The organism is Mesorhizobium sp. 113-1-2 (assembly GCF_016756475.1).
GTDB classification, from domain to species: Bacteria; Pseudomonadota; Alphaproteobacteria; order Rhizobiales; family Rhizobiaceae; genus Mesorhizobium; species Mesorhizobium loti_C.
The window spans coordinates 6,645,618-6,658,695 of sequence record NZ_AP023242.1; the positions used below are offsets into that span (position 1 = coordinate 6,645,618).

The following is a 13,078-nucleotide window of genomic DNA, read 5'->3' on the forward strand; positions in this document are numbered from 1 at the left end:
GACAGAGTATCGCTCTGTCCCCTTCTCATTTGGAGCTTCAAATCATGACCCAGTCTTTGAAGGGTCGGTCCGTCGTTGTTACCGGCGGATCGAAAGGCATCGGCAAAGGCATAGCACGGGTGTTCGCGCTATCTGGCGCCAAGGTCGCCATCATCGCGCGCCATCTCGACCAGGCCGAAGCCGCGGCCGCCGAGATCGGCCACGGCGCCTTTGGCGTGGTGGGCGACGTCACCTCACTGGCCAGCATCGAGAGTGCGTTTGCGACAGTGGCCGCGAGAAACGGTGGCGTCGACGTGTTGTGCGCCAATGCCGGAATTTTCCCGCAGGCGCGGCTCGAGGACATGACTTCGGAACAATGGGACGAGGTTGTCGACACCAACCTCAAGGGCACCTTCCACGCGGTCAAGGCGGCGGTGCCGTATTTGAAGACATCCGACCAGGGCCGCATCGTGCTGACGTCGTCGATCACCGGCCCGGTCACCGGCTTTCCCGGCTGGTCGCACTACGGCGCCACCAAGGCGGGGCAGCTCGGCTTCATGCGTACGGCCTGCATCGAGCTGGCGAAATACGGCATCACCGTCAACGCCGTGATGCCGGGCAACATCATCACCGAGGGCCTTGTCGGACTGGGCGAGGACTATCAGAAGACCATGGCCGCCTCGATCCCGCTCAAGCGGCTCGGAACCGTGGAGGACATCGGCTACGCCGCGCTCTACTTTGCGTCGAAGGAAGCCGGCTACGTGACGGGACAGACAATCATTGTCGATGGCGGCCAGATCCTGCCGGAGAGCCTGGAGGCACTGGCATAGAGCGGTTCAAAACTTGCTCAGATAGGCCTCGCACAGCTCGACCGTTCCTTCGGTATAGGGAAGGCCCATCGACCTGGCGAGGTCTGTCTCGGCGTGCGAGCCGATCCACGCGACCAGGAGCAGACGCCGCAGCATCACGAAGGTCGGGATCTCGTCCTCGTCCGCCCTGGGCAGGTCAAGCACACGGCGATAGCCGGTCGTCCATGATCGGATGAGATCGGCTGCCTGTGGCTCGTGCTCATAGAAAGAGATGGGCGTCGCCGCGTCGTACATATACCAGCCGAAGCCGCAGTCGTCGAAGTCGATGACCTTCACCGTCTTGCCGTCGATCAAAAGGTTGGCGAGCCGCAGATCGCAATGGATGAGGCCGAAGCGGTCATGGCCCTTGCCGAAGGCGGCGAGCCGGCGGCCGATCAGCTCCGCGGTGCGGCCAAAAAGCCTGGCTTTCGCGGCGTCGACGCCCATGCCGTCACGCCAGCGTCCCCAATGCGGGCTTTCCTCGCCGAGGCTTGTCTCGAAATCCCACATGTGGCGGCTGAACCAGGCAGGGCGCTTCCACCGCCGGGCGTGGATGTGCATGCGAGCAGTCACCTCGCCCAGCACCTCGAAAGGTTCGGCAAGGTCCTCGCCTATGCCCGGCTCCGCACCGGTCTCCCACTGCGACAGCACGACATTGCGGGGTTGCGCCATCCTGGCATGGCCAACACGCTGGATCTGCTCGCCGTCCTTGCCCGCAACCGGCACGGGTGTGAGGACAATCCCGGTCTGGCGCAGATCGGTAAGCCAGGCCAGTTCAGATTGGATAGCCGTCCTTGAATGGTAGCCGTCGCGATGGATGCGAAGCGCCCACCGCCGGCCGTCGCGAGCCGCGACCTTGTAGGTCGCGTTCTCCGACAGGTTGATCATCTCGACGGAAACATCCGCCGGAAGGTCGTAGTTGGCGGTGGCCGCCTCGGCCGTCTCCTGAAGGATGCCGAGTTGCTGGTCATGGCTGAGCGCGTCGAAATCCGTCACTGTCCGTCCTGCCCGATCATTGTGCCCTTGTCCCCTGCCAGAACCCGTGCGGTCCCGGCAAGCCCAACCGCCGGTTCGAGTTGGACCCCTGCAGTTTCAACCAGCCTTGGACCATGTCAACTCGCCTTGTCTGCCTGATGCAGCAGTTCCCGGGCGCGCGGCATTGCCGCGTCGAAGCGATCCATGATGTCCCGGCAGGTTTCGTGATCGAGAAGCACGCCAGGCTTCCACTGCAGCACCTGCTTGTCGAGCGACGAGAAGATCGCCCAGACGCCGTGCTCGTAGAGTGCGCGCGAGACGAAGACGGCGCCTTCCCTGTGATTGCTGAACTCCAGGCCGAGGATCACGCCTTTCTGGCGCACCCCGGTGAAGATATCGCCGTGACGAACCTGCATCTCACGCATGGCCTGCGCCATGAACTCGGTCACGGTGCCGACATTGGCCACCAGTTCAGGCCGCTGCAGCATCTCGATGACCTTGTGAGCAACGACGCAGCCGAGTTCGGCCCCGCCGGTGGTCGAGATGTGGGCCGCCCCGTCCTCGTTGAGCCAGCCGCCGGCCCTGTCGTTCACCAGTGTCGCGCTGATCGGATAGAGGCCGCCGGACAAGCCCTTTGCCGTCACCATGATGTCCGGCTGGACGCCATAGGCCTGCCAGCCCCACATGCTGCCGGTCCGCATCAGGCCGGTCTGGACCTCGTCGGCGATGTACATCGCGCCATGCTTTTCGCACAGCGCCTTGCAGGCGCTGAGATAGCCGTCCTTCGGCATCGGGAAGCCGTACGTGGCGGGGATCGTCTCCATGATCAGCGCCGCGACGTCTTCGCCCTTCAGCGCCTGCTCCATGGCGTCGATATCGTTAAACGGAACCTGGATGAACGTCTCCGGCTGGTCAGAAAGGAAGATCTTGGTGAAGCGATCGTCACCGGTCGCCACCGCGAGCCCCGAGTGTCCGTGATAACCCTTGATGATCGACACGATCTTGCGCCGCTTGGTGGCATAGCGGGCGCTCTTGATGGCGATGTCCACCGCCTCCGCGCCGCCCGGCGCGAAGATCGCATATTTCATTCCCGGTGAGACATTGACGAGGGATTCGGCCAGCGCCGTTCGCGCCACTGAAGGGAACCAGTGGTTGCCGATGTCGAAATAGTCGAGCGCGCTCTTCAGCGTCTCGACCAGCTCCGGATTACGGTGACCGAGATTGTAGGTGCCGCCATTCAGGTGCAGGTCGATCAGGCGGCGCCCCGACATGTCGTAGAGGAAATAACCCTCCCGCCTGCCGATCACCAGATCGATCCCGGCCTTCTGCCAGAACCTGGTCTTGTCAGGATTCCAGAAACGCATTGCCTTGTCGAAAAAATCCTGCTTCGACTCGAACTCAAAGGGGCCGAAGTCGTACATGCCTGTCTTGTCCTCAAAGGTTGATCGGCGCGCACCGGAGCCGGCGAGGCTCGCCCGCTCGATGATGCAGGATTACCGACCGGGGAGAAAGGGGGAAGGATGATCCTGAAGGACAGGACCGCTATCGTGACCGGGGCAGGATCAGGCATCGGCAGGGCCGCAGCCCTGATCATCGCGCGCGAGGGTGCGGTGGTCGGCGTGGCGGACCGCAGCGCTGACGGCGCGAACGCGACCGTCGACCAGATTGTTGCTGCTGGTGGCCGGGCGAAAGCGCTTGTGTTCGACCTGACCGACGATCAGGCGCTTGAAGCCGGTTTCCGCGATTTCATCGACACACAAGGCAGGATCGACATCCTGCACAATCATGCCGGCGTACAGGTAGAGGGTGACGTGCTCGGCGTGAGCGTCAAAGGCTTCGACACGTCCTGGACGCTCAACGTGCGGGCTCACTTCCTCGGTGCCCGCATCGTCATGCCGTTCATGAAAAAGGCGGGTCGCGGGGTCATCCTCAACACGTCGTCGAGCTCCGGCGTGCTCTACGACCGCGAGATGATCGCCTATACGACGACCAAGCACGCGGTGATCGCGATGACGAGGCAGATGGCGGGCGACTATGGCCGTTTCGGCATTCGCGTCAACGCGCTTTGCCCGGGTTGGGTCGACACGCCCTTCAATGCTCCTTTCATCGCCCAGATGGGAGGCCGAGAAGCCATCGAAGCCTACATCCGCGAAAAAGTGCCGCTTGGCCGTTGGGCAAGCGTCGAGGAAATCGCGGAGGCAGTGCTGTTTCTGGTGTCCGACCGGTCCTCGTACATGACGGGCCAGATTCTGGTTGTCGATGGAGGAGAGACGGTGATCTAGCCGTGGGCCTTCAGGAGGTCGTCAATCCGGACCGGAGTTGGAATCTTTGATTTCATTGACTTTTTCGTAAGCCAAATCTGAAGCCTTCCCGTCCCGTATCATTCCGTCGAGGCCGAAGAAGCGAACTCAGTGACCCCATATTGTAGTAGCCGTAGTGCTGGCGATCATTCTCGATGCCCGGAGGTTCGCCACCTTATGAGGCCTCGTAGAGTTCCAGCGGCAATCCATCTGGGTCGTTGAAAAAGGTAAACCGTTGGCCTGTGTATGGGTCGATCCGGATTGGTTCAACCGCAACGCCGGCGGCTTCTAGGCGTACAATTACGGGATCGAGTTTCGTCACGGCAAACGCCAGATGTCTCAGGCCTGTTGCCTCTGGATGAGACGGCCGCATCGCTGGTGCAGGGAAGGAGAACAATTCCAGCTGGACGGACCCGATCCGCAGATCGGCCTTCCATGACTGCCGCTCCTCCCGAAAGACCTCGCGGATCAAATCGAGGCCGAGGAGTTCGACGTAGAACCGTCGCGACCGGTCGTAGTCGGTGCAGATGAGCGCGACGTGGTGAATGGCATTCAGCATGCTAAGAACTCTAGCCAAGCTGGGATTTGAGGCCAAGTCACCATCGAGTACACGGCACTTTGTTGATGTCGCCGTTCGCGAGGGTCGCCTCGTTCATATTCTCGCGTGAGAAGCTCATGCAGGGATAGATTGCCGATGGAGCACAAGGGCAACTGGACCGCCCGTGGCACGTGCTTACGGTGACGACTCGACGCCTCTCAACGCTTACAGACACTGCACGGTGACGATCCATGCCGCCGCATTGAGAAAAGACGCGGTCGATCTTCGCCACCGCTTTAGCTAAGGAACCACGAACCAGCAGACACCCTACAGATTAGGCAGTGTGGGCACCCGGCCTTTCGATGCGTCTCTCCGCGCCGTCGAGCAAGTGCCGGGTACCGCCGCGATGTTCGGATGATGCCTACAAGGCACTGATCGCGCGTATCATGGAATTCTACACCACCGCGCTGTTCAACCCGCATTGGGGCGAGCAGATCGTCTTCCGCCCCGGCAATTTGCTTGCCATCAACATGTTGTTTCAGGGCATCGATCAGGAACAGGCCGAAGTCGCATGGCGGCCCTTTCTTGACTGCTAGCCGAAGGCAATCAAGATTTCCAGCTATCGGCTGATCCTTTCTTCATCTCGGCCCCGGCGCGACATTTCTGGGATCCGCGTTTCCTGGAGAAGGTTCCGGGCATCGTCTTGTTCGACACCCGCCCCGGCGCCTGGGCCGACAACATGTTCTGGGCCGGCAATCTGGAAGAGGCAGGCCAGGTGCTGCATGGCTATCAGTCAGCCTGGTTGCCCGCCTCGCTTCTGGAGCGGGACCGCCGCGAGGCACTGGCCGAGATGCTGTTTGCGGCAAGCCGCCACTGGAGCATCTCGCTACACACGAACAAGGGGCTCGCCGGTGTACCGGCTGAAGTCGTGGAACAGGCGCGCGATACCGCCATCAATCCGGCGGCACTGGAAGCCTTCGCGCTTTTGATCAGTGCTGCCGAAGGGCCGCCAGCCTATCCTGGCATCCCCGGCCACGAGCCTGGCGCCGTCAAGGCGGACAGGGATGTCGAAGCCATCGGCAGGGCGATGAGCGAGGTTCGGCGCCTAGTTCCGAATCCCGGCTCTTATGTAGCCGAAAGTGACTTTTTCGAAGAGCGCTGGCAGGATGCGTTCTGGGGAACGAACTATCCGCGATTGCTTGCGGCGAAAGAGCGCTACGATCCGGATGGCCTTTTCATCAATCGTCACGGTGTCGGCAGCGAGCGCTGGAGTGCCGACGGTTTTACGAGGTTGTCTGGACGCTGAACACGCCCGTCGATCTCTGCCACCTGATCGCCTGCGAAGCAGCCGACGCCATCGTGACCGCTATCAGTTCAATCAACCAGCGTGGCCATGTTCTCCAGATCCTGACCGCAAGGAAAGTGACATGGGCAGCATCCAGGATGCGGATCGCCGATGTGAAATTTGAGGCGACGCGGCATTGCCGATGACGGGGCACATTGCCGCAAGGATCAAGGAGCCGCGGTCGCCGCGTCCTCGATGATTTTGGCCACCGCATCGGGATGCGAGATCATGACGACGTGCGACGCGCCCTTCACGACCACGACGCCCTTGGCGTGCGCCCGCTCGGCCATAAAGGCCTGAGCCTTCGGCGGGATGGCAGTATCACCGTCACCGTAAATGAACCACGACGGAATGGTCTTCCAGGCGGAGGCGGTCGCCGGTTCGCCGAAAGCGATGTCGGTGATCGGTCGCTGCGTTGCCGCTGCCAGTCTCGCCGCATCCTCGGGCAGATCCGGCGCGAACGCTTCGTGGAACTTGTCCTGCCGGACATAGAGGTCGTTGCCGCCAGCCAGGAGAGGCACTGGCTGCGCCAGCGTATCGGGTCCAACCAAGGCTCCTGGAAACTTGGTGTCGAGCGCGCCGGCGCTTTCGCCTTTATCCGGTGCAAAACCGGCAACATAGACCAGCGCCTTGACATTCGCCTCCCCGTCGGCGGCCTGGCTGATCACCATGCCGCCATAAGAATGGCCGACCAGCACGATTGGCGTCTTGATCGTATTGAGAAGGGAGCGGACATAATCGCCATCTGCCTTTACGCTGCGCAGAGGATTGGCGACAGCGACCACCGGGTAGCCATCCTTTTCAAGAATTGGGACGACGCCGTTCCAGCTCGATGCGTCGGCGAAGGCGCCATGCACAAGGACGATGGTCGGCTTGTCCGATTGCGCGGACGCCATTGTTGCGAACGCCATACCAGCCAGGGCCAATCCAGCAATGAGCGGTTTCATGTCGGGCTCCTTTGTTGCTTCATGACAAATGGTCAACGTCGATGACGGCCTGGGCGAACACCAGCGGTGCTTCCTGCGGAAGATTGTGTCCGATGCCGCCAGAGATGGTGCGATGCTCGTATCGGCCGGTGAATTTCTTCGCGTAGGCCGAAGGCTCCGGATGCGGAGCACCGTTCGCATCACCCTCGAGCGTAATGGCAGGCACGTCGATCGTAGGCGCCTGAGCGAGCCGCTTCTCCAGATCGTCGTACTTCGCCTCCCCCTCAGCCAAACCGAGCCGCCAGCGGTAATTGTGGATCACGATGTCGACGTGGTCGGGATTCTCAAGGGCGGCAGCGCTGCGTCCGAAGGTGGCATCGTCGAAGCGCCACTTCGGCGAGGCGATCTGCCAGATCAGCTTGGAAAAGTCGCGCCGGTATTTGTCATAGCCGGCGCGGCCGCGCTCGGTCGCAAAATAGTACTGGTACCACCACTGCAACTCGGCGGCCGGCGGCAGCGGCATCTGATTGGCCGCCTGGCTGCCGATCAGATAGCCGCTCACCGATACAAGCGCCTTGCAACGCTCTGGCCAAAGCGCCGCGACGATGTTGGCGGTGCGCGCGCCCCAATCGAAACCGGCGATGATCGGCGTCCGAATCTTCAGTGCGTCCATCAGATTGACGGCGTCGACGGCAAGCGCCGCTTGCTGCCCGTTGCGAGGCGCATTGGCGGACAGAAACCGCGTTGTGCCATAGCCGCGCAAATGCGGTACAATGACGCGATAGCCTGCGGACTCAAGCCGCGGCGCGACCTCGGCAAACGCGTGGATGTCATAGGGCCATCCATGAAGGAGGAGGACCGGCGGACCCTCGGCAGGGCCAAACTCCGCGTAGCCGATATTCAGGTCGCCGGCGTCGACCTGTTTGACCTTGAGCGAATTGCTCGCCCGCGAACCGCTTGCAGCATTCGTTGCAGAGGTGTCGCTTGATCCTGATCGCGCCCCGCTGGTCGCAAAAAGCTCGGCGGCAGCGACAGCCAGAGCTGCAACACGCAAAAGATGGCGACGTTGATGGCTGATCACTTCCAGCATGGTTCGGTCACTCGTTAGAATCTGATGGAACGGCCCGCACGCCGGGGTGCGGGATCGTCTTGTCCTGTTACGCTGACCATCTGAGTACCGCCGAGGCGGCCCTCAGAATGGAGACTTTTTTCCGTCGCAGTCCTCAGGACGCGCGCAGCGCCTTGAACGACGCACGCATCTCCTCGACAAAGATTTCGGGCTGCTCCCAGGCGGCGAAATGGCAGCCAATGGGGAAGCGGCCGTAATGGAGAAGCTTTGGATAGGCTGTCTTCGCCCAGCTCTCCGGCGCCTGGTAGATCTCGTTGGCGAAAGCGCTCACCGCGACCGGTATCCTGATGCCACGCGCGTCGAAGAAACCGCCTTTCGCGACCCGCGCATTGTCCCAGTAAAGCCGTCCCGACGAGATCGCGGTGTTCGTCAGCCAGTAGAAGGTGACGTTGTCGAGAAAGTCGTCCGGCGTGATGCCCTCGGGCTTCCCGCTAAAGGAGCGGGCGATCAGGGCGTGACTGTCGGCGTCGTGGTCCAGCATCCAGGCGGCGAGGCCGACGGGCGAGTCGACGATGCCGTAGAGCGTCTGAGGACGTTGGTTCATCTCGATGGCATAGCCGAGCCCATGCTGATTGAAATAGATGAGCTGGTCGAAAGCGCGCTTCTCGTCGGGACCGAGCCCTGGCGGCGGCGTGCCGGTCCCAAGCGCCTTGGAGATTTCAGGTGGAAGCGTCGCCGCCATATTGGTGTGGATGCCAAGCAGTCCCGGCGGCTCCTGTAGCGCCATGTTCTCGGTAACCGCATTGCCCCAGTCGCCGCCCTGGGCCACATATTTGTTGTAGCCGAGGCGTTCCATAAGGGTTGCCCACGCCTTGGCGATACGGACAGGCTCCCATCCTGGTGCCGTCGGCTTGCCGGAGAATCCGTAGCCGGGCAATGACGGAACCACGAGATCGAATGCATCCGCTTCGGTGCCGCCATGCGCGGTCGGGTCGGTGAGCGGTTCGATGATCTTCAACTGCTCGATAACCGAGCCCGGCCAGCCATGGGTCACGATCATCGGCAGCGCGTTTTTATGCTTCGACTTCACGTGAATGAAGTGGATGTCGAGCCCATCGATCTCGGTGATGAAGTGCGGATACGCCATCATCCTGGCCTCGACCTTGCGCCAATCATGATTGGCCCAGTGCGCCTGGATCTGGCGCGCGATGTCGAGCTGCACGCCCTGCGACTGGTCCGGCACCGTCTCCCTGTCCGGCCAGCGCGTCGCCGCGACACGCCGCTTCAGATCGGCGAGATCCTCATCGGAAGCCCTGAACTGGAAGGGATGGATTGAGGCGGCCTCCGCAGCCGCTTTGGATTTTGACGAAAGCATGCTCATGGCTCCTATGGCAGCCGCGGTGATCAAGACTTCCCGCCGTGTTGGTGATGGCAAGCGCGCAGACATGGGACCCTCCTGTGCCAACCCATCCAGGATTGCCGCCGACATCGACGGCTGCTTCGTTGTGACACGGCCAAAGTGCGCTGCTGCTGTCGTCGAAGCGAGTTAAGAGGCGCTAAGAGATGCGAATCTTTGCGAGCTGCCGCATTTGGGATTCTTACGGCCGATCGTTCGATACAGATCCGAGATTTCGCCCGGTCGGATGATTGACGGGCACTTGGCCGGACGTAGAGCGCATGAGAGATCGGCAGGAGGGCATGTGGGGTGGCGGACCGGCTGGGGCGCTTACTGGGCGGTCGCGCCCCTGTAGCTCTATCACATCCTTCGCCGTGAGCTCCGCTGCAGCACAGCCAAACCCACTTGTCACCTGGCACACACGACACCGGTGGGATCTTGCTGGTGCTGGGGGACGCAGGCGGCGAGCCGCTCAGCACGCGCGCGCGTTGCGACGGCCAGGTATGAGCGTGACAACGTCGAACAGCTGACGGAAGGTGCGTAGCTATCCGCAGCTAGGCGATCGCGCTTAACAGCTGTTCAGCAGCTTTCAGATCGGCTGTATCAAAACCTTCGGTAAACTGCTCAAAGACTGGCAGCAACAGAGCGCGCGCCTTTTTCGATTGTCCGCGAGAGAGGGCGAGCTTCGCCAGTTCCGTCGTTGTCCGCAATTCCCAGGACAATGCACCCTGACGACGACTCCATTCCAGCGACTGTGCGAAGCAGGATTCGGCCCCCTCGTTCGAGTCCCGGGGCATCGACAAAAGGATCACACCTTTCGTTCGCAACGCCTCTGGCATGTACAAAAAGTCGCCACTCGCTTCGATCAGTTCGATTGTCTCGTTAATCGTTCTGAGGCCTTCATCGAGGCGGTGCGACACGGAAAATCCCTTCGCAAGCGCAAGGCTAAGTTCGGTGGTGACCAGCTCGTAAGGGAGCGCGTGCAGCTTTTGACGAGAGCTCTGCAAGGCTTCTATGCCCGCATTCGCGTCCCCCCGACGAATAGCCAATTCGCCTCGGAAGCCTTTTCCAACCAAGACATAAGGTGCCATGGAATGAGCTTCGGACAGAGCAATAAGCTCATCTAGATCTGCTTCAGCGCTCTGCAGATCGCCTGTCCAAAGGAACACCGTCGCCGCCCACACCAAGGCGATTGCCAGCGATAATGAGTGGTCGATATTGCGGGCCTCTTCCACAGCCTCGCGCGCGCATTCAGTCGCCAGAGCGGCATAACCCTGCAGCCAAAGATTTCTGGCGAGAACGGCGGTGGCCAGGATTCTGCCTTCAACGCCAAGGTAGACCGTCGTGGTCTGCTCGGGAAGATAGTCGCCCGCCAGGGTCGCCTCGAGTTCGCTGTGGGCGTCGACAAGTCTGCCGTCGAGATGAAGCGCGAGCCCTAAATTCGAATGGGCTAGTGCCATCGCGACGGGGTCGCTGACAGTCGCCGCGGCAGCAGAACAACGCGTCGCGTATTCGAGAGCACGCGTGAAGTTCCCTCTGCGTCGGTGAAACAGATGAAGTGGGGCCAACAGGCGTATTTGATCAAGCGTATCGCCATTGTTTTCAGCGATCGCCAAGCCTCTCTCCAAGGCTTCGCGCGCAGCATCGCGCCCGCCGCGCATAAACATCAGTGAGACCCCAAGGGCCGCCTGAAGTCTCATCTCCTGTTGTCCGCCACGGGCCGAAGGAGCGACACAAGCGATAGCGCGTTCCGACCAGCGATGGCATTCGGGAAGCAGTGACATTGACAAGAAAACGGGCGCGGCGGCGGCGGCCAATCCGACACCAATGGCCAAGTCGCCGCCTTTTCCGAAGCACCATTCCAATGCCGCACGGGCGTTGTTCAGCGCGGCAAAGTGGGGCGTGCGTTCGGCTCCAGCCGACAGGGTCGGCCATTCGATCCCGGTCTGTTCGAGCCATCGGCGGTAGTAAGTCGCGTGTCGTACCGACAAGGCGGTTGCCTCGGTGTCGTCAATGTCGATGTCGAGCGCGTATGCGCGGGTGGTATCCAACAGCCGGTAGCGCACCATCGCGCCGAGAGGGTGGGTCGCCACCATCGACTTTGCGACGAGGCTATCAATCGCTTCGAAAACAGCCGGGCGGTCCACGGTTGTGCTTGTCACAACCTCCAGCGCCGCATCGAGGGTGAAATATCCGATGAATATCGCGAGGCGGCGAAGGACCAAGCGTTCCGGCTCGGAGAGAAGCCCGTAGCTCCAGTCGAGAGCCGCGTGCAGGGTCTTGTGACGCGGTGGAGCGTTACGCGACCCCTGCCATAGCAACGTCAGGCGTTCGTCGAGCAACGCAGCGGTCTGCTTCAGGCCGTAAGATTCAACACGTCTGGCCGCAAGCTCGATCGCAAGTGCCACGCCGTCCAACTTTCGGCAGATATCTGCGACTATCGGCGCTTCGAGATCACTCACAATCAGAGGCGCGCCGCTTGCGACAGCCCGTTCCATGAACAGTTGCGTTGCCGGAAATTTCTGCACGGTTGCGGCAGTTAGCCCCGGCCTGTCCGGGGGGCATGCAAGGGCATCCAGCCGATAGACGTGCTCGCCTTCAACTCGAAGCGCCTCTCGGCTTGTCGCGATGATATGCACTTGGAGTCCGGCTTCCACGATGCTTACCGCCAGCGTGGCAACTGCTTCTATGAGGTGCTCGCATGTATCGAGAACCAGAAGGATGCGCTTGTCACGCAGGTAGGCCACCAAACTCGGTATCGCGTCGTCGGAATGAACCGACAACCCTAATATTGAGGCCACAGCCGTTGGCACAAGTTCAGGATCCGTAACGACTCCAAGATCGACGAAGAGAACGGAACCAGCGAAAGCGGACATCAAATGGTGTGCGACGGCTACCGCGACAGTCGTCTTGCCGACGCCACCAGGTCCTACGACGGTGACGAAGCGCGATGCGGTCAGGCTAACCGATAACTTGAGCACATCCTCGTCGCGTCCGAGCATTCGGCTCAAGCGGGTAGGGATATTAGCGTGCGGAAAGTTTGAGGCGGCGATCTTCTCGTCATTGCGTCGACTACGGGCTTGCGAAACCGCGGCGACAAAGCAGTAGCCCCTCCCCGGCAGAGTCGCAATGAATCGTGCGCCATCCTTTCCGTCTCCCAGTGCTTTTCGGAGACTGGCTATATGAAAGCGCACGCTACCTTCTTCAACGGTAACTCCGGGCCAGACCCGCGACATCAGCTCTTCTTTGCTGCAGACTTCGTTCGGCGCCGAAGTCAGGGTGACCAAGATATCGAGAGCGCGCGCCCCCAGCTTGACGGGAACGCCTTCTCTGGTGAGCAGCCTCTCACCTGCAAATAGGGTAAAGGCACCAAACGAAATACCGTCTTTGGTGTGGTCCTCCACAGCCGCCATGCCTTCCTCTGAACTGTCTCGCTGACAACAATTTTAGCCGAAATCTTGCCCTGCGTCCCTGCCAGAAGAGTGCACGCAAGTCGAGGGTTTCGCCCTCGGCTACCGAGCTCCCATTGTCCGGGAATATAGAGCTGCTGACAGCTTCTAACACCTCCTCACAAGCCATAACGGGCGGCCCCCGCAAGGCAGGCGTAGCTCTAGGCGGAGAGTGACCAAAATACCGCCATGAACGCAGCGAGCCGCTGACAAGGCGTCCGGAAGACGGAGCCAAAGGAGAGCGCAGGATGGT

General features: G+C 61.2%; 11 protein-coding genes. 4 read left to right on the plus strand and 7 right to left on the minus strand.

Features of this window, described 5'->3' with window-relative positions:
* Nucleotides 1–44 precede the first annotated feature (44 nt).
* Entirely contained in the window at nucleotides 45–809 is a 765-nt protein-coding gene (gene fabG, locus JN279_RS32215) for a 3-oxoacyl-ACP reductase FabG (RefSeq protein ID WP_202351193.1), read from the plus strand.
* Nucleotides 810–815: 6 nt separating this feature from the next.
* On the opposite strand, the gene JN279_RS32220 is transcribed toward fabG, so the two are convergent.
* Together JN279_RS32220 and JN279_RS32225 are read right to left on the minus strand one after the other, a co-directional pair.
* Nucleotides 816–1,823 (minus strand): phosphotransferase enzyme family protein, encoded by a 1,008-nt coding sequence (locus JN279_RS32220; RefSeq protein ID WP_202351194.1) that lies wholly within the window; start codon nucleotides 1,821–1,823, stop codon nucleotides 816–818.
* Between the two features lie 116 nt (nucleotides 1,824–1,939).
* Nucleotides 1,940–3,223 (minus strand): class-III pyridoxal-phosphate-dependent aminotransferase, encoded by a 1,284-nt coding sequence (locus tag JN279_RS32225; RefSeq protein ID WP_202351195.1) that lies wholly within the window; start codon nucleotides 3,221–3,223, stop codon nucleotides 1,940–1,942.
* 99 nt (nucleotides 3,224–3,322) lie between these two features.
* Between JN279_RS32225 and JN279_RS32230 the strand changes: the two genes are divergently transcribed.
* The gene (locus JN279_RS32230; RefSeq protein WP_202351196.1) at nucleotides 3,323–4,084 is read left to right on the plus strand and encodes an SDR family NAD(P)-dependent oxidoreductase; all 762 of its coding nucleotides are present in this window, start codon (nucleotides 3,323–3,325) and stop codon (nucleotides 4,082–4,084) included.
* A 193-nt stretch (nucleotides 4,085–4,277) separates the two neighbouring features.
* Here JN279_RS32230 and gloA2 read toward each other — a convergent pair whose 3' ends face one another.
* Nucleotides 4,278–4,661 (minus strand): SMU1112c/YaeR family gloxylase I-like metalloprotein, encoded by a 384-nt coding sequence (gene gloA2 / locus JN279_RS32235; protein ID WP_202351197.1) that lies wholly within the window; start codon nucleotides 4,659–4,661, stop codon nucleotides 4,278–4,280.
* Nucleotides 4,662–5,002: 341 nt separating this feature from the next.
* Between gloA2 and JN279_RS32240 the strand changes: the two genes are divergently transcribed.
* Both JN279_RS32240 and JN279_RS32245 read left to right on the plus strand, forming a co-directional pair.
* Complete coding sequence (locus JN279_RS32240; protein WP_202351198.1) at nucleotides 5,003–5,236, plus strand: hypothetical protein; 234 nt, start codon at nucleotides 5,003–5,005, stop codon at nucleotides 5,234–5,236.
* A gap of 107 nt (nucleotides 5,237–5,343) precedes the next feature.
* The gene (locus JN279_RS32245; RefSeq protein WP_202351199.1) at nucleotides 5,344–5,946 is read left to right on the plus strand and encodes a BBE domain-containing protein; all 603 of its coding nucleotides are present in this window, start codon (nucleotides 5,344–5,346) and stop codon (nucleotides 5,944–5,946) included.
* 206 nt (nucleotides 5,947–6,152) lie between these two features.
* Here the strand turns inward: JN279_RS32245 and JN279_RS32250 are convergent, their stop codons facing one another.
* From JN279_RS32250 to JN279_RS32265, 4 genes are all read right to left on the minus strand, one after another.
* Nucleotides 6,153–6,932 (minus strand): alpha/beta fold hydrolase, encoded by a 780-nt coding sequence (locus JN279_RS32250; protein WP_202351200.1) that lies wholly within the window; start codon nucleotides 6,930–6,932, stop codon nucleotides 6,153–6,155.
* Nucleotides 6,933–6,951: 19 nt separating this feature from the next.
* Nucleotides 6,952–8,001: an alpha/beta fold hydrolase gene (locus JN279_RS32255; protein WP_202351201.1), complete on the minus strand. Its 1,050-nt coding sequence runs from the start codon at nucleotides 7,999–8,001 to the stop codon at nucleotides 6,952–6,954.
* A 133-nt stretch (nucleotides 8,002–8,134) separates the two neighbouring features.
* Nucleotides 8,135–9,427: an epoxide hydrolase family protein gene (locus JN279_RS32260; RefSeq protein WP_202351202.1), complete on the minus strand. Its 1,293-nt coding sequence runs from the start codon at nucleotides 9,425–9,427 to the stop codon at nucleotides 8,135–8,137.
* A gap of 503 nt (nucleotides 9,428–9,930) precedes the next feature.
* Nucleotides 9,931–12,789 (minus strand): ATP-binding protein, encoded by a 2,859-nt coding sequence (locus JN279_RS32265; RefSeq protein WP_096454866.1) that lies wholly within the window; start codon nucleotides 12,787–12,789, stop codon nucleotides 9,931–9,933.
* Nucleotides 12,790–13,078 lie beyond the last annotated feature (289 nt).